The sequence below is a fragment of the Lawsonibacter celer genome, assembly GCF_014281125.1.
Lineage (GTDB): Bacteria > Bacillota > Clostridia > Oscillospirales > Oscillospiraceae > Lawsonibacter_B > Lawsonibacter_B celer.
The window spans coordinates 14,785-30,106 of sequence record NZ_JACOEA010000005.1; the positions used below are offsets into that span (position 1 = coordinate 14,785).

A 15,322-nucleotide genomic window follows, 5' to 3' on the forward strand; every position below is an offset into this window, starting at 1 on the left:
GAATCCCAATGTCTAAGATCATCACCTTTGCTGTCCCCTGCTACAACTCCGCGGACTACATGGATCACTGTATCCGGACGCTGCTCTCCGGCGGGGAGGACATTGAAATTATTCTGGTGGACGACGGGTCCACGAAGGACGACACGCCCGCCATCTGCGACCGCTACGCCGCGGAATACCCTGAGATCGTGCGGGTCATCCACCAGGAAAACGGCGGCCATGGTGAGGGGGTCAACCAGGGTCTGCGCCACGCCGCCGGATTGTACTATAAGGTCGTGGACTCCGACGACTGGCTGGACGAGACGGCTCTGGCCAGGGTGCTGAACAAGCTGCGGGAATTTTCCGCTGCGGAGCGGCCGGTGGACCTGCTGGTGGCCAATTATGTGTATGAGCATGTGGCGGACGGCACCCAGAAGGTGATGCGCTATACCAATGTGTTTCCGGAGGAGCGAGTCTTTACCTGGGCGGAGATTGGGCGCTTCCGCCCCTCCCAGTACCTGCTGATGCACTCGGTCATCTACCGTACCCAGCTGCTGCGGGAGTGCGGATTGGAGCTGCCTAAGCACACCTTCTATGTGGACAACATCTTTGTGTACCAGCCCCTGCCGTGGGTAAAAAGCATGTATTATATGGATCTGGACCTGTATCGCTATTTTATCGGGCGGGCAGACCAGAGCGTCAACGAGCGGGTGATGGTGTCCCGGGTGGCCCAACAGGTGCGGGTGACCCGGCTGATGATCGACAGCCATGACCTGAACGCGGTCTATCAGGAAAACAAAAAGCTGGCCCGCTATATGATCAGCTATCTGTCCATGATGATGACCATCTCCTCCATCTTCCTGATCATTGACGGCTCTCCGGAGGCCCTGGGTCAGAAGACGGAGCTGTGGGAATATCTGCGTACCGTAAATCCGGAGCTCTATCACAAACTCAAGTACCGCTCGGTCTCCATGGTGGGAAATATTCCGGGCTATCAGGGCCGCAAGCTGTCGGTCCAGCTCTACCGGCTGGCCCGCCGAATTTACAAGTTCAATTGACCCGAAACGAAAAAACAGGGGTGGCGTTAGGCCATCCCTGTTTTTTCCTGGACCTCCGGGGCCGCGCGGCGCCACGGGCCGGTCCGGTAACAGATCAGAGAAATAACCGTGGCCGCGCACCAGCCAATGGGCCAGGCACACCAGATGCCGATGGACGATTGAAGGGCGCCGGACAGAGCGTAGGCCAGCACGACCCGCAGAACGAGATCGGTGAAGGTGGCGGCCATAAATTTCCCCATCAGACCCGCGCCCCGGAGAATGCCGTCGGCCACCAGCTTGGTTGAGACCACCAGGTAGAAGGGGGAGAGGATGCGCAGGAAGAGGACGCCCGTATGGATCGCGGCGGCGGAGGGGGCGTCCATAAAGAGGTAGATCAGATATTTCCCAGCAAAGAAATAGAGTGCGATCAGCGGTATACAAAGGGTCCAGACCAGCTTCAGACCGGCCCGGAAGCCCTCCTGCACGCGGTGGAGCTTTCCGGCGCCGATGTTCTGGGCAGTGTAGTTGGACACGCCGTTTCCCAGCGTGGTAAAGGAGGTGACCACCAGGTTGTTGAGCTTTACAGAGGCGGAATAGCCCGCCATAACGCCGGTGCCGAAGCTGTTGATGACGCCCTGTATGAGAATGTTGCCGACCGAAATGAAGCTCTGCTGCAAAATACTGGGGACGGCAATGACGGCAATCTTGCCGAGCAGGGGCCAGGAAAAGGCGTGGGCGCTTGCCTCCGAGGGAATGTGAGACAGCCGCCGGAACACCGCCCAAATGGCCAGTACGCAGCTGACGCCCTGGCACAGGAACGTGGCCCAGGCTACGCCGGCCACCCCCATGTCAAAGGCAGTGACAAAAAGGATGTCCACCGCGATGTTGGAAGTGGAGGAACAGGCCAGGAAGAGAAAGGGAGTCCGGGAATCGCCCAGGGCCGAGAAGATACCAGTTGCCACATTATAGAAGAACACAAGGGGCAGGCCATAAATATAGATGTTCAGGTAGAGCAGGGAGTCCGGGAGGATCTCGGCCGGAGTGTGGATGGCCTCCAGCAGGAGCGGAGCCAGGGACAGCCCTCCGGCCATGAGGACGGCACACAGCACGCCGCTGGCGATCAGGGCGGTGGACACGGCGGTTTTCATGTCTGCAATCCGCCGGGCGCCGAACAGCTGGGACACAATGACCGAGCAGCCGATGTTGCATCCAAAGGCAAAGGCAATGAAGATCAGGGTGATCTCGTAGCTGTTGCCCACTGCAGCCAGGGCGTTTTCTCCCACGAATTTCCCCGCCACCAGGCTGTCGGCGATGTTGTAGAGCTGCTGAAACACAATGCTGCCGAACAGGGGCAGGCAGAATTTCCAGAGGACGGATCTGGGCTCCCCAATGGTCAAATCTTTTTCCATGGCTGGTTTCTCCCCTTTTTAAGAAAAGTGCTTCAGGCTGTCTGTTATAATCTGCACACAGCCCTCAATGCCACAGCGACTGCTGGAGAGCATCAGGTCATAGCTCTCGGGGAGGCCCCAATGGGTATCGGAATAAAAGTTGAAGCGGGATTTTCGCATATGGTCTATTTTGTGCATCCGGCGGCGGGCCGCCGCTTCATCCAGATGATTCCTGTCCATAATACGGCGTACGCGTTCCGCCGCGTCTGCATAGAGAAAGACGGAGCGCACACCGGAATAATCCTCCAGGATGGCGGAGGCACAGCGGCCCACAATCACGCAGGAGCCCTGCCGTGCCAGACGGCGAATTTCAGCAGCCTCAGCGTTGTAAACCATCTGGCTTTCCGAGTAGAACAGGTTGGACATATCGGCAGTATCGGCCAAAGAATTGCCGGAGAGCATGGCGGAGAAGTAGGCGGGGCGCTCCTCACAGCGCGCGAGCAGGGACTCGCTGAGACCGGAATCGTGCGCTGTGCGCTGAAGCAGCAGCTTATCGTAGCAGGGAACCCGCAGGGCCTCTGCCACACGCTCACCGACTTCACGCCCGCCGCTTCCATACTGACGGCCAATACAGAGAATAAAAGGCTTCAAAACAAATTCCCCTTTTCTGATTCCAAAGCAACCGTATCCTTTCAGGCTACCACAGTATACGCCCTGCCCTTAAAAAAGAAAAATATAGAGTTGATATTGCAATTATATCAATATATAATGACAGAGGTGATTGACATGAATATAAATTATGAATATTACCGCTGTTTTTACTATGTGGCCAAATACCGAAACCTGACCCGGGCGGCGGAGGCGATGCTGAGCAGTCAGCCCAATGTCACCCGGGCCATGAACGCACTGGAGCAGGCATTGGGCTGCCGCCTGCTCTCCCGCTCAAACCGGGGGGTGGCCCTTACTCCGGAGGGAGAACGGCTCTACTCCCATGTGTGCATCGCCCAGCAGCAGCTGCAGGAGGGGGAGGCGGAGCTTGCCGCCGGGAAGGACCTGCGGGGCGGGGTGGTGACCGTGGGAGCCAGCGAGACCGCACTGCATGGGCTTCTGCTGCCGGTGCTGCGCCGGTTTCAGCTGGATTATCCAGGCGTGAGGATCCGCATCTCCAACCACTCTACCCCCCAGGCTGTGGCCGCGCTGCGCAGCGGCCAGGTGGAGCTGGCTGTGGTGACGACGCCCACTGGGGTGCGCCATCCTTTGGAGGAGGCGCGGCTGGTGGACTACCGGGAGATTCTGATCGCCGGGCCGCGGTTTGCGTCTCTGGCCGGGGAGACCATCGCGCTGGCACAGCTGGCCGATTACCCCCTGATCTGCCTGGGGCGGGAGACCAAGACCTATGAATTTTATCAGCAGCTCTTTGCGCGGCACGGCCTGGCCCTTCAGCCAGATGTTGAGGCGGCTACCGCAGATCAGATTCTCCCGCTGGTGTGCAGCGATCTGGGGCTGGGCTTTCTGCCGGAGCGGTTTGCCGCAGGGGCACTGGAGCGGGGTGAGGTATTTGCCGTCGCCCTGGCCGAGCCGATACCGGAGCGCTCCATCTGCCTGGTAACCGATAAGAACCGCCCCCTGGGCAGGGCGGCACAGACCCTGGAGAGGCGGCTGCGGGCGGCGGCCCGGCGCAAGAGCTGAAAAGAGCGCGGACGTTCGAAACGTCCGCGCTCTTTATTATAGGTTTGGTCAGCTTCCACTGCGCTTGAGCAGCTGCTGCTTGATGTCCCAGAGCCGCTGGGACAGATCCACGTAGTAGTTGTGCGGGTTTTCAAAGCGCTTGACCTCGTCCCACAGCAGGTCGATCTGGGCCGCACAGTAGGAGCGCATTTCCGTAATAGAGGGGGAGCGGTACACCAGCTCGCCGCCCTGGAAAATGGGGACCAGCAGTTCCTTGGCGGTAAAGTTGGTAAAGACCTGGCGCTTCCAGGTGGCGTCCGGGTCAAAGAGCTCCAGGGGCTGGGAGAAGTCGATCTTCTCGTCGTGGACGCAGATCAGGTCGGCAAACGCCTTGCCGGTGGCGTTTTCAAACAGGCGGTAGACCTTTTTGAAATGGGGATTGGTGATCTTGGCGGCGTTCTCACTGATCTTGATCTTGGGGATGATGTTGCCCTGGCTGTCCTCCACGGCGGAAAGCTTATACACGCCGCCGAACACCGGCTCGGACTTGGAGGTAATCAGCCGCTCTCCCACGCCGAAGGAATCGATTTTGGCCCCCTGGAGGATCAAGTCCCGAATAATATACTCGTCCAGGGCGTTGGACGCCACGATCTTGCACTCGGTCAGCCCGGCTGCGTCCAGCATCTGCCGGGCCTTGCGGGAGAGATAGGTTAAATCGCCGCTGTCCAGGCGGATGGCGCAGTTGGTGATGCCCTGAGGGAGCAGGACCTCCTTAAAGGCGCGGATGGCGTTGGGCACGCCGGACTTGAGCACATTATAGGTGTCCACCAGCAGAGTGGCGGAGTGGGGATAGAGCTGGCAGTAGGTTTTGAAGGCAGTGTACTCGTCGGGAAACATCTGCACCCAGGAGTGGGCCATGGTGCCCCCGGCGGGGGAGCCGTACAGCTCGTCGGCCAGGGTGCAGGCAGTGCCCGCGCACCCGGCGATATAGGAGGCCCGGGCGCCCAGCACGGCGCCGTCCGCCCCCTGGGCCCGGCGGGAGCCAAACTCACTCACCGGCCGCCCGGCGGCGGAGCGCACGATGCGGTTGGACTTGGTGGCGATCAGGGACTGATGGTTCAGGGAGAGCAGGATGAAAGTCTCCACAAACTGGGCCTGAATGGCGGGGGCGCGGACGGTGAGGATAGGCTCCCCGGGGAAAATGGGAGTGCCCTCGGGTACGGCCCAGATGTCGCCGGTAAAGCGGAACTGCTTCAGGTAATCAAGAAACGCCTCGCAGAAGCAGCCCTTGCTGCGGAGATACTGAATGTCCTCCTCATCAAAGCGCAGGCGCTGGATATAGTCGATGACCTGCTCCAGGCCGGCGGCAATGGCAAAGCCGCCCCCGTCCGGAACGTTGCGGAAGAACACGTCAAAGTAACAGATCTGGTCGGCAATTCCGGTCTGGAAATAGCCGTTGCCCATGGTGAGCTCGTAAAAATCGCACAGGAGGGTATAGTTCATGCGTTCTTTCATCTGATCGTTCACGACCCTTTCGCGGCAGGCGACCGCCGCAACGCGGCGGTACCTGTCTTGACAGTAGAATTGCTGCTATCATAGCCCAAAACAGGCAAAAAAGCAAGCCTTTACAGGCTTTTTTCAAAGCAGGGGAAGGGCAGAGGGCGGTCAGGGGTGCGCATCTGACCTACCAGCCGAAATCCCAGAGACAGGAGCAGTCGCTGCATCCGGTCGTTTTTTGAGTAGGTGTCCAGCCGGAGGGCGCTCAGGCCCTGGCGGCGGGCGTACTCCTCCGCGTGGTGAAACAGGGCGCGGGCAATTCCCCGGCTCTGGAAGCAGGGGTCCACCGCCATGCGGTGAATCACCAGAGCCCGGGGATCCGTGCGCCAGGGCAGGGACGCATAGGCGGGGTCCTGTTCCAGGTTGAGACACGCCACCCCGGCCAGGACCCCGTCCAGCCGGGCTGCGGCCAGCTCGCCCCGGTCAATATCGCCGGCGTACAGCTGCCGGGTGGGGTAATCGTCACCCCACTGAGGATTGCCCAGGGTGTTCATATGGGCGGTCGCCCGCTGCACCAGGGCCCAGACGGTGTCCAGGTCCTCCGGCACCGCCGCTTGTATTGTCAGCATGGCGTCGCTCCTCATTCGTCCACGGGGCCCATGGCCTCGTGGGTCTGCCGGGTTACAGCGCCCCGGAAAAGGCGCACAGCCCAGCGGTGCATCTCCTCCAGATGGCCGGGGACTGAGTCAGCGGTGAGGCTGCCGGAGAAGGAGAAGTCCTGGTCCAAAATGAATTTGACCTCCTGGTCGGCCTTGCCGCCGCCCAGCAGGCCCGGGCCAGTCTGCAGCTTCATACGGCAGCCGCCGTTCAGTGTGCTCTCCACGTGCAGGGCGCATTTGCGCACCGCGGTCTCATCCACATCCGGCTCTCCCAGGATGCCCAGGAAGGGGCTCTCAATTACGTCGTCCCACAGCAGGCCCTCCATGCCCAGCCGCCGGCGGGAGAAGGCGTTGACGTACCGCAGGCCGATCCGCTCAAAAAAGGCGGGCTGATAGAGCTGGATAAACCGGGCCAGGGGCTTGTCCAGCCGGGCGGCGAAGTCCTCCCAGCTCTGGTAGCTCAGGGTGGACAGGGCGATGAAGCTCTGGGTGAGGTTGAGCTTCCACCGGCCGTCGGCGGAGATGAAGTGATAGTTGGTCACCGGCTTCTGGGGCTCCACCTTGGGCGGCGTGCCCGCGGTCAGCTTGGGTGGCTGCTGCTCCTGACGGACCAGATAGCGGGGAAAATCGGCCCGCACCGCCTCCTGAAAGTCCGCGGGCTCCTTTGCACCGATGGAGAGAATGGTGGGAAAACGCAGCTGGCAGATAACCTCCGCCAGCGGTGGACGGAGGTAGTGACAGCGCTCATATTCCGCAAACAGCATGGAAAAGACTCCTTCCCGGAAACAGCTTTGGTAAATGCTATTGTATCCCCTTGGAGGGCGAATGTCAAAGAAAAGACGGTCCCCGGCCAGAGCCGGGACCGTCTGCGTCACACCGTTTTATTCTGAGCGGCCCGGGCGCGCTTCGCCTCCTCCGGGGTGCTCACCAGGAGGATCCGGTCGGCCTCCAGGCCGGACAGGTCGGCACAGCGGGCCGTACAGCCGCAGACCACCAGCAGCGTGCCGCAGGGCACGCCGGGCCGGGCGGAGGGGGCGCCGGCAAACCCCAGGGACGCGGCGGCGGCCACCCGGTCAAAACGGGGATTGCAGCCGCCACAGTACTTGACCGCCCGCTCCATCCGCTCACAGCTCATGGTTGAGGACCTTTCGGGCCATGTCCAGCAGCTCCTCGCTCACTGTGTCCTCCAGCACCACCTGGGTGACGTCGGGGATGGCCTGACACACGGCCTCCTGGATCACGCTCTGGGTAGTGATGGTATTGGACGGGCAGTGGGAGCACTGGCCCAGCAGCTCCACATAGAGCACGCCGTCCCGCAGCTCCCGGATGCGCACATCGCCCCCATGGGAGCGCAGATAGGGGCGCACCTGTTCGTCCAAAATCGCTTCCACTTTTTCCTTCATGATTCGGTCACCTCACCGCAGGTTCTTTTGTGGGTTACAGCCGGAAATCCTCGTCCTTCAGACGGCTGAAATCGGGCGTTGCCGGAGCGGCAGGGATCCGCTTGAGCGGATCGTAGCGGAAGGCGCGGCAGCTGCCGCCGGGAGACACCACGCCCCGCTTGGGGCAGAGAATGGAATCCGGATCCAACTGTGCGCCCCGGGCGCAGTAACTGCAGCGGGGCTCAATATTCTTCTGGAACAGCATGGTGCACGCCTTCTTTCGTCAATACCCGATTCATTTCTATTATAACACGCCCCGGCGCCCTTTGCCAAGGCCTTTCCGCACGGACGCGGCGGCGGCCAGCAGAAAGATCAGAAAGACTACCCAGGCGCATACCGTGGAGATGGTGAGCGCGGTGTGAAAATCCAGGGCCGCGATGCCGGCCACCTGTTCGGCCAGATAGTCGGAGACCGGGGCGTCCAGCGGGATCAGCCGGGCCAGCCCGCCCACCAGCAGGGCGGAAAACACCCCATGCAGCACCTTGCCCGCCAGGTAGGTGCGGGCAGACAGCTCGCTGCCGCCCAAAAAGGACAGGGTCTGGCAGTGGACGGACAGCCCGGCCCAGCCCAGCATAAAGGCGGCCATGGACAGCCGCCCGGCCAGGGCGCCCTCTCCGGCCAGGGTCCACACGCCGGAGGAGATTTCGATGGCGCCGGTGAGCAGGCGCTCCGCCCACTCCTGGGTCAGCCCCAGGGGGGAAAAGAGCAGACCCAGCAGCCGGGCTACGCCCGGAAGAAAGCCGGAGAGGAAAAGCAGACGGATGACCACCGTAAACAAGACCACAAAGGCGCAGATGTTCAACGTGGAAAAAAACGCGTTTTTTACCACAGAGGTAAAGATGGAGGAAAAGTGCTCCGCCCGAAACTGAGGATGGGGAGCTCGGGTCCGTGCGCCTGTGTCCGTTTTCCGACCGTAGAACCGGAAGAGGACGCCCACGCACACGGAGGCCGCGGCATGGGCCAGGCAGAGGAGCACGCCCACCCGGCTGTTGGCGAAAACGCCTGCGCCCACGACCCCCAGGATAAAGGCGGGGCCGGAGTTGTTGCAGAAGGCCAGCAGCCGCTCCGCCTCCACCTTGGAGCACATCCCCTTCTCATACAGGCCGATGGCGGTCTTGGCCCCCACCGGATAGCCGCCGATAAAGCCAAGGGCGAGCGCGGAGGCACACGCCCCGCTGACCCGGAACAGCGGACGCATCACCCCCTCCAGGGCCCGGCCCAGATAGCCGGCTAGCCCCAAGTCCACCACAAGGGAGGAGAGGACGAAAAAGGGGAAAAGAGAGGGGACGATGACATTATAACACAGCAGCAGCCCATCCTTGGCCGCCGTCATGGCCTGTTGCGGGAAGAGCAGCAGCGCCGCCGTGGCGCACAGCAGGGCCAGACTCAGCAGCACCTCACGCACACGCTGTCTGGAGAGCAATTTGGACATGGTTTCACCTCCGTCTCCAGACTGTATGCACCGCAAGAAAAAAATCTGCCTGTCCGGTGGGAAAAATTCCCTGCGGCACTTGTGCCCGCCGCCGCAGGGGGGTATAATGGAGACAAACTGAGGAGCGGGCCTTGACAGAAATATTTTGCATCCGTTATAATCAGACTAATCATTTCGGCGCCATTGCTGCAGAGTAGGAGGATCGCTTTGCTGAATCCTGAGAGAATTGCCCTTTTGACCGACTCCACCGCCGATCTGCCCCCCGCCATGCGGGAGGGCAAGGCAATCTATGTGGTGCCGCTGAAGATCATCTGTGAGGACGGGGAGTACTCCGACGGGGAGGACATCTTCGCCCAGGACATTTACAGACGACTGCGGGGCGGAGAACTGCCCCGCACCTCTCTGCCCGAAGGGGGTGTGGTCAGCGACACCTTTGACCGCATCAGGGCCGACGGGTATGAAAAGGTAATTGCGGTGATGCTCTCCTCTGGGCTGTCGGGCACCTATAACATGGTGCGCCTGCAGGGGGAGCAGAGGGAGGATCTGGAGGTTGCGGTGTTTGACTCCAATTCGGGGTCTCTGGGCATTGGGATTATCCTGCTGCAGCTGTGGGAGGAGATTCTGGCCGGGGCGGGCTGGAACGAACTGGTGGAGCGGCGCACGCCGTACCTGATCGGCAATACCTACCCATTTTTCTCCGTGGACACCCTGGAGTATCTCTATAAGGGCGGCCGGATCGGCAAGGTGACCGCCATGGCCGGAAGCCTGCTGAATATTAAGCCCATCATCACCTTTGCCCAAGACGGGCAGCTGCAGAGCATTGCCAAGGTGCGCGGCCGCCGGCAGGTGCAGGACAAAATTCTCGACCTGCTCCGGCGCCTGGTGGAGGAGCGCCGGCGGGCGGGTAAGTCCCTGCGCTACAATCTGGGCGTGGCCAACGGCGGCGCTCCGGAGGAGATGGCAGAGCTCTCTGCGCGGATGCGGGCAGCCTTCCCGGATTACGGACACTGTTGGGAGGGGGCGCTGGACGCCACCCTCAGCGTATACATCGGGGACGGTGTGCTGGGTGGAGGCATCCAGTTCTTAGAAGATTAAAAGCTGCGGGACGCACCTGGATGCGTCCCGTAGCTTTTTGTTCCGGAGAAGGCCATTGCTCAGCCGTCGGCAATGATCTTGCTGCCGGTCCTGGGTAGAGAGGGGGCTAATTTGGGCCGGGCTGGAAGACACTCCTTCCGCCGGCGGCGCAGATGGACGCACAGGGTCACCACACCGCTGACCAGCAGGAAGGCGTAGAAGCTGATGCCCCGGGAGACCAACACCGCAGGGGTTACTAGGCCGGAGCCGAAAAAGAGGGCCATGGCTTTGACAAAACCGCCCTCAGAAGCGCCTACTGCCCCGGGGAGGGGGAGGGAAGCCACAGCCAGGGTAATCAGCGCCTGAGTGCCGATGAGGGCGAAGGGGCTGTGCCCTGACAGACCAAAGGCCTGGTACACTACGAGGGGGACGGAGAAGGAGGCGGTCAGCTGAAGAGCGGTGAGGGCCAGCAGCATCGGCACTAGGCCGGGGTTGTGCCGGACACAGTCCGCACCCCGGCGGTACTCGCTCAGCTGGTGCTCCAGCTTTTCCTGAGCGGCGTCCGGGCTGCGGACAATGTGCAGCTTTACCAGCAGAGCCAGCACGGCCCGGGCGAGCCTGCGGGCGGCGTTGGGCAGGAACATCAGGCAGAGCATCCCGGCGGTCAGGGCCAGGTTTACCACCGCGCCGTAGACCAGTAGCAGACCCAGGCCCCCCCCAAGATTGGTCAGGAGGCCGGGCTGCACAAAAAGCACCACAAGGGCGTAGCCCAGTACAGTCACCTGGTAGCACACGGCAATGAGCATCATGTTCAGCGTTCCGTGGGCGGCGGGAACGCCATCCTTGGACATGTAGTAGATCTGGGCGGGCTGTCCGCCCGTGGCGGAAGGGGTAATGGAGCTGAAATAGAATCCGGCGAAGGAATAACCCAGGCAGCTGTGGTAGGGGACCCGATGGCCCAGCCGGCCCAGGATCAGCCGGGAACACAGGGCCTCGCACCCCACAAAGACGAGCATCAGGGCCAGTCCCAGGAGAATCCAGCCGGGCCTGACCTGGCTGAGTGTGCCGGCCAGGCGGGAAAAGGGCTGGTCCCGGAAGAGCATCCAGCCGGTCAGGGCCATCAGACCCAGCATCAGCGCGATGCCGAGGCAGCTTTTTCGCTTGGACATCAGGCACACGCCTCCTTTGCTCCGACCAGCTGGGACAGGCGGCGCACCAAGTCCTCCTCCTCCAGCTGGCTCTTCAGCGCCCGCATACGGCTGGCCATGCATTCCAGAGCATCGTCGTCATAGATCAGAGCGCGGATCGCGGACAGACAGGCCTCGGGCTCCTTGGCCGCAACCCGGCCAAGCCCACGCTCCTCCAAAGCGCGGGCATTCTTCTTCTCCTGCTCCAAAAAGGGCTCCCACGCCAGCATGGGCAGCTCGGCAAAAATGCTTTCGAAGAGGGTAATGCCGCCGGGCTTGGACAAAAGCAGATCGGACTGGGCCATGTAGTCGTAGACACGGTCGGTAAAGCCCACGACCTCGATGTTGTCGTACCGACCCGCCAAGCGGTCATAGAGCTTTTGATTGCGGCCGGTGATGAGGGTGACCCGAACCCCGGGCAGGGAATTGAGCGCCTCATAAAAGCGGTCCGTCCGGGGCATTAGGCCCAGCCCGCCACCCATGATGAGCAGGCGGCGCTCCCGGTCCGCCGGCCGGCGGCGAATATGCTTGAACTCCTCTTTCACCGGGATACCGGTAACCAAAATGCGCGCGCCGGGCACCCCCTTGACACGCAGCTGGTCCCGGATGTCTTCGGTGCCCACCAGATAGCAGTCCGTGCCATAGTTGATCCATTCGGCGTGGGCGGTCAGGTCGGTGACGCAGGTGACCAGGGGCAGCGCGCTGCGGTGCAGCCGCTTGTAGCGGGAGATCAGCTGGGCACAGGCGGGATGGGTGGCGATGACGGCGTCCGGACACCGCTCCTCCAAAAGCCGGTTCAGCCGGGAGAGCAGCAGTCCCTCGCAGGCCGGGCGCAGCTCTATGCGGACGTCTTGGGTCAGCTTGTAATACAGATTAAACAGACCGCTGCCCCGGGTCACCAGCCAGTGAAACCCTTTGTAAACCAGGTCGGAGGTCTCCGGCAGGGCGTAGGCGATCAGATCCTCCACCTCTACCTGAGCGCGGGGGAAGCACTGCAGCAGCTGCTGGCGCAGGGACAGGGAAGCCGACCAGTGGCCTAGGCCAAATTTTCCGGTCAAGATCAGGATCTTCATGGCGCTTCCTCCTTTTCTGCGACCAGTATATCGTAGGATTCTTTAGAAAACCGCAGATGAATCCTTAATTTATCCTTAAGAAAATCTGACGGTTTCCAGGGAGGCATAGTCCAGCCACACAATGGACGGGGGGAGGGCTGCCGGGGCGGCGGCGCACAGGGCGGCGCGCCAGGCCGAGGAGCCATAAGCGCGGAAGGACAGGTTGTCCAGCGTACTGCCGTCGCCTGGTTCCAGCAGGGGAACGGAGAGACCAGCGGGAGAGCAGTCCAGCCCGCGGCCGGTGTATTTGCACCGCCCCTCTTTTAGGGTCCACAGGGTATAGAAGTCTTCCCAATTGCAGCCCCGGGCCTCAAACCAGGTATACTCCCCTTGGCTGAGCACACAGCGGGGCAGGCCGGCGCGGCGTGGGCGGATGAGCTCTATGTCCACACCCAGGGGGGCGTCCCCCACGGCGCATAGGACCAGAGGACCGCTGTGGCTGATGCTGAAATGGATGTGGGGGTGAGCGGGAAACCAGGGCTTTCCGCCGGGCAGCCGGGCCGTCTCCGGCAGAGCGGCTATGCCATAGGTCTGCTGCAGGGCATAAGAGAGCAGCCTGGCCGCCGCTCCTCCGTCGGTCCGTCCATAGAGCACCGGCATAAAATCCCCCCCTTATTGCGCCTATTATACTATTTCTGAAGACGAAATTCAATAAAAAATGCGTGGTTTTTCTGTCAAAATTCGTATTTTCAGGGTTCAGAGGTTTCAAAAGTGCCCAAAAACAGGGGAATACATCGCTCCAGATCCACAATGGCGTAGACAAAGGGACGGTCAAAGGTAAGAATGTCATCCGGAGCCGGGGCGCTGATGGTGTTTATGCCGCCAAAGGTAAAGGAAAAAGCGCGGGTGCCCTGTTCATCCAGCTCGATTCCAGCGCCGTGGACGACCGTACTGAGGTAGAGGGGGCGGCCGCCCTGGTCGGTGCCCATGGCGGAAAAGTCGGCCAGGGCGGGGGCAAAGGCACGGGTAAGCCCCATAGCCTGGAGCGGCCCGACCAGAGTGCCCTGCCAATAGGCTGTGAATTTGGGGAGGAGGAGGACCAGGTGCCGCTCGGCTGCGCCTGTAATCAGCGTCTGCAGACCTGCTCCATCCAGCCGCTCCAGACAGTCTGCCAAGGATATGCCTTCCTCCGGCAAAAGGGCCATCAGGGCCAGCCGACCGTCCTGATAGGGCAGGAGGACTCCGCGCACTCCGTCGGCGTGCAGGACGCGCTCGGTCCGGCCGCCGTTGCTCATCAGGTCCACCTGGCCCTGGGTGCCGTCCTCCCGATAAAAGGGCTGGGCACTTCGGGTGTCAGAGGGGTCGAATTCCTTTTCCCACTTCCCCTCGAAATAGACGGCATTGACCAGGGCCAGTACTGTGTCCGGGTCCAGCTGAGACAGGGCCTGCTTTATGTGTCCGCCGGTGTGCTGCTCCACCCAGGCATTAACCTGGCTAAGGGTGGAGGGCGCGGTAAAATCGGCGGCAAATATCCCGGCCTGGTAGGGGTCTGTACAGCGGCCCACAAAGACGTCTTCCGCCTGGGCGCGCGCATCCAGCCACAGACTGTCGGCAATGGACAGCTGGGTACCGCCGTTCAGCGCGGCGTAGTCGGCCAGCAGCGCGGCGCAATTGGCGTTGAGGGCGTCCCGGCCGCCCGTTCCGGTCAGCAGCGCTTCAAACTGCGTTAAGGTCTCCCCGGACGCGCCGTTGGCCGCCATGGAAAGGCATAAAAGCACAGAGAGGGGAGAGAGGAGGGTGTTTTCTCCCGCAAGGCGGGTTTGACGCAGCAATTCCAGGCCGAAGTCCGCAGCGGCCAGGTCCAGGTCCGGGTCGGCGAGAGGGGTCACAGAGGGCGGAGACTGGGCGGCTTTCAGCGCCTGGGTCCCGCCGGAGCAGCCCGTCAAAATAAGGGACAATGTCAGGGCGAGCGACAGTATCCGGATGTTCATGGGAAGACCTCCTTTTTGCCGGTTTGCTTTTTAGACGTACTTTAGGGTAAAATGTTCCTGTTTTCTTAATCAGTTCTTAAAGGTTTTCCCGCTTGGGGCTTAACCTTCTCCTGCTATGATACCGAATATGAGGTGATGGAGTTGTACAACATTCTCATCTGTGATGACGACAAGGATATCGTCGCCGCGCTGGAGATCTATTTGACCAGCGAGGGTTACCGCACCCTGAAGGCTTACGACGGGCTGGAGGCGCTGAGGCTGGCGGAGGAGCATCCGGTGGACCTGATTTTGATGGACATCATGATGCCCGGGCTGGATGGAATCCGCACCACGGCCAAGCTGCGGGAGAGCCGCAATGTGCCGATTATCCTGCTTACCGCAAAAAGCGAGGACTCAGACAAGGTGCTGGGGTTGAACATCGGGGCGGACGACTATGTGACCAAGCCCTTTAACCCCATTGAGCTGATCGCCCGGGTGAAAAGCCAGCTGCGGCGGTACACCACTCTGGGCGGCCGTCCGGGGGCGGACAGCGCCGCCCTGACCAACGGCGGTATTGTGCTGGACGATACCGCAAAATCCGTGAGCGTGGACGGGGAGGCGGTCAGTCTCACACCCCTGGAGTACAACATTCTGCTGCTGCTGATGAAGCATCCGGGGCGGGTGTTTTCCACCAGCCAGATCTACGAGCAGGTGTGGAACGATCCCTCCCTTGGCTCGGAAAACACCGTGGCCGTGCACATCCGCCACCTGAGGGAAAAGATCGAGATCGACCCGGCCAATCCCAGGTACATCAAGGTCGTCTGGGGGCTGGGGTACAAGATGGAGAAGATTTGACCGGCCGGACTGCGCCGGACCAATTTTACCGGAGGGGCTCTGTCCCGCGCAGAGCGCGTATTTCGGAGGGCGTCCGCCCCCC

At 61.5% G+C, this 15,322-nt stretch carries 17 protein-coding genes; 4 read left to right on the forward strand and 13 right to left on the reverse strand.

The window, feature by feature from the left end; translation table 11 throughout:
* The first annotated feature begins 8 nt into the window (after positions 1-8).
* Complete coding sequence (locus H9Q75_RS09195) at positions 9-1,037, forward strand: glycosyltransferase family 2 protein (protein WP_186566361.1); 1,029 nt, start codon at positions 9-11, stop codon at positions 1,035-1,037.
* 26 nt (positions 1,038-1,063) lie between these two features.
* Here H9Q75_RS09195 and H9Q75_RS09200 read toward each other — a convergent pair whose 3' ends face one another.
* Positions 1,064-2,425, reverse strand: coding sequence for an MATE family efflux transporter (locus H9Q75_RS09200; RefSeq protein ID WP_186566363.1), 1,362 nt, complete (start codon positions 2,423-2,425; stop codon positions 1,064-1,066).
* 18 nt (positions 2,426-2,443) lie between these two features.
* Positions 2,444-3,055: a cytidylate kinase-like family protein gene (locus tag H9Q75_RS09205; protein WP_186566365.1), complete on the reverse strand. Its 612-nt coding sequence runs from the start codon at positions 3,053-3,055 to the stop codon at positions 2,444-2,446.
* A gap of 135 nt (positions 3,056-3,190) precedes the next feature.
* On the opposite strand from H9Q75_RS09205, the gene H9Q75_RS09210 reads away from it, so the two are divergent.
* A complete protein-coding gene (locus tag H9Q75_RS09210; protein WP_186566366.1) occupies positions 3,191-4,093 on the forward strand; it encodes a LysR family transcriptional regulator in 903 nt (300 codons plus the stop codon).
* A gap of 48 nt (positions 4,094-4,141) precedes the next feature.
* On the opposite strand, the gene H9Q75_RS09215 is transcribed toward H9Q75_RS09210, so the two are convergent.
* The 7 genes from H9Q75_RS09215 to H9Q75_RS09245 all read right to left on the reverse strand — a co-directional run bounded on the left by H9Q75_RS09215 (position 4,142) and on the right by H9Q75_RS09245 (position 9,102).
* Positions 4,142-5,575, reverse strand: coding sequence for a nicotinate phosphoribosyltransferase (locus H9Q75_RS09215; RefSeq protein WP_243200777.1), 1,434 nt, complete (start codon positions 5,573-5,575; stop codon positions 4,142-4,144).
* 122 nt (positions 5,576-5,697) lie between these two features.
* Entirely contained in the window at positions 5,698-6,198 is a 501-nt protein-coding gene (locus H9Q75_RS09220) for a GNAT family N-acetyltransferase (protein WP_186566370.1), read from the reverse strand.
* Between the two features lie 11 nt (positions 6,199-6,209).
* Positions 6,210-6,992 (reverse strand): TIGR04255 family protein, encoded by a 783-nt coding sequence (locus H9Q75_RS09225; protein WP_186566372.1) that lies wholly within the window; start codon positions 6,990-6,992, stop codon positions 6,210-6,212.
* 107 nt (positions 6,993-7,099) lie between these two features.
* Positions 7,100-7,363, reverse strand: coding sequence for a hypothetical protein (locus H9Q75_RS09230; protein WP_186566374.1), 264 nt, complete (start codon positions 7,361-7,363; stop codon positions 7,100-7,102).
* Positions 7,353-7,631, reverse strand: coding sequence for a NifU family protein (locus H9Q75_RS09235; RefSeq protein WP_186566376.1), 279 nt, complete (start codon positions 7,629-7,631; stop codon positions 7,353-7,355). Before H9Q75_RS09235 ends, H9Q75_RS09230 begins: the two co-directional genes overlap by 11 nt.
* A 34-nt stretch (positions 7,632-7,665) precedes the next feature.
* Positions 7,666-7,875, reverse strand: coding sequence for a hypothetical protein (locus tag H9Q75_RS09240; RefSeq protein ID WP_186566378.1), 210 nt, complete (start codon positions 7,873-7,875; stop codon positions 7,666-7,668).
* A 39-nt stretch (positions 7,876-7,914) separates the two neighbouring features.
* Positions 7,915-9,102, reverse strand: a complete 1,188-nt coding sequence (locus H9Q75_RS09245; RefSeq protein ID WP_186566380.1) for a nucleoside recognition domain-containing protein — start codon at positions 9,100-9,102, stop codon at positions 7,915-7,917.
* Between the two features lie 207 nt (positions 9,103-9,309).
* On the opposite strand from H9Q75_RS09245, the gene H9Q75_RS09250 reads away from it, so the two are divergent.
* Positions 9,310-10,197: a DegV family protein gene (locus H9Q75_RS09250; RefSeq protein WP_186566382.1), complete on the forward strand. Its 888-nt coding sequence runs from the start codon at positions 9,310-9,312 to the stop codon at positions 10,195-10,197.
* Between the two features lie 59 nt (positions 10,198-10,256).
* Here the strand turns inward: H9Q75_RS09250 and H9Q75_RS09255 are convergent, their stop codons facing one another.
* The 4 genes from H9Q75_RS09255 to H9Q75_RS09270 all read right to left on the reverse strand — a co-directional run bounded on the left by H9Q75_RS09255 (position 10,257) and on the right by H9Q75_RS09270 (position 14,406).
* On the reverse strand, positions 10,257-11,345 hold the full coding sequence (locus H9Q75_RS09255) for a lysylphosphatidylglycerol synthase transmembrane domain-containing protein (RefSeq protein ID WP_186566384.1): 1,089 nt from the start codon (positions 11,343-11,345) through the stop codon (positions 10,257-10,259).
* The gene (locus tag H9Q75_RS09260) at positions 11,345-12,436 is read right to left on the reverse strand and encodes an MGDG synthase family glycosyltransferase (RefSeq protein ID WP_186566386.1); all 1,092 of its coding nucleotides are present in this window, start codon (positions 12,434-12,436) and stop codon (positions 11,345-11,347) included. The genes H9Q75_RS09255 and H9Q75_RS09260 overlap by 1 nt, the downstream gene beginning before the upstream one ends.
* Positions 12,437-12,511: 75 nt before the next feature.
* The gene (locus H9Q75_RS09265) at positions 12,512-13,075 is read right to left on the reverse strand and encodes a 4'-phosphopantetheinyl transferase family protein (protein WP_186566388.1); all 564 of its coding nucleotides are present in this window, start codon (positions 13,073-13,075) and stop codon (positions 12,512-12,514) included.
* A gap of 89 nt (positions 13,076-13,164) precedes the next feature.
* Positions 13,165-14,406: a serpin family protein gene (locus H9Q75_RS09270; protein WP_186566389.1), complete on the reverse strand. Its 1,242-nt coding sequence runs from the start codon at positions 14,404-14,406 to the stop codon at positions 13,165-13,167.
* A gap of 141 nt (positions 14,407-14,547) precedes the next feature.
* Between H9Q75_RS09270 and H9Q75_RS09275 the strand changes: the two genes are divergently transcribed.
* Positions 14,548-15,240, forward strand: a complete 693-nt coding sequence (locus tag H9Q75_RS09275) for a response regulator transcription factor (protein WP_186566391.1) — start codon at positions 14,548-14,550, stop codon at positions 15,238-15,240.
* Positions 15,241-15,322: the final 82 nt, after the last annotated feature.

Excerpts from the sequence above, each read along its gene's own strand:
- H9Q75_RS09245 (WP_186566380.1), bottom strand. The coding sequence starts at position 9,102 with ATGTCCAAATTGCTCTCCAGACAGCGTGTGCGTGAGGTGCTGCTGAGT.
- H9Q75_RS09260 (WP_186566386.1), bottom strand. The coding sequence starts at position 12,436 with ATGAAGATCCTGATCTTGACCGGAAAATTTGGCCTAGGCCACTGGTCG.
- H9Q75_RS09230 (WP_186566374.1), bottom strand. The coding sequence starts at position 7,363 with ATGAGCTGTGAGCGGATGGAGCGGGCGGTCAAGTACTGTGGCGGCTGC.
- H9Q75_RS09240 (WP_186566378.1), bottom strand. The coding sequence starts at position 7,875 with ATGCTGTTCCAGAAGAATATTGAGCCCCGCTGCAGTTACTGCGCCCGG.
- H9Q75_RS09255 (WP_186566384.1), bottom strand. The coding sequence starts at position 11,345 with ATGTCCAAGCGAAAAAGCTGCCTCGGCATCGCGCTGATGCTGGGTCTG.
- H9Q75_RS09220 (WP_186566370.1), bottom strand. The coding sequence starts at position 6,198 with ATGCTGACAATACAAGCGGCGGTGCCGGAGGACCTGGACACCGTCTGG.
- H9Q75_RS09195 (WP_186566361.1), top strand. The coding sequence starts at position 9 with ATGTCTAAGATCATCACCTTTGCTGTCCCCTGCTACAACTCCGCGGAC.
- H9Q75_RS09215 (WP_243200777.1), bottom strand. The coding sequence starts at position 5,575 with ATGAACTATACCCTCCTGTGCGATTTTTACGAGCTCACCATGGGCAAC.
- H9Q75_RS09265 (WP_186566388.1), bottom strand. The coding sequence starts at position 13,075 with ATGCCGGTGCTCTATGGACGGACCGACGGAGGAGCGGCGGCCAGGCTG.
- H9Q75_RS09270 (WP_186566389.1), bottom strand. The coding sequence starts at position 14,406 with ATGAACATCCGGATACTGTCGCTCGCCCTGACATTGTCCCTTATTTTG.
- H9Q75_RS09235 (WP_186566376.1), bottom strand. The coding sequence starts at position 7,631 with ATGAAGGAAAAAGTGGAAGCGATTTTGGACGAACAGGTGCGCCCCTAT.
- H9Q75_RS09210 (WP_186566366.1), top strand. The coding sequence starts at position 3,191 with ATGAATATAAATTATGAATATTACCGCTGTTTTTACTATGTGGCCAAA.
- H9Q75_RS09200 (WP_186566363.1), bottom strand. The coding sequence starts at position 2,425 with ATGGAAAAAGATTTGACCATTGGGGAGCCCAGATCCGTCCTCTGGAAA.
- H9Q75_RS09225 (WP_186566372.1), bottom strand. The coding sequence starts at position 6,992 with ATGCTGTTTGCGGAATATGAGCGCTGTCACTACCTCCGTCCACCGCTG.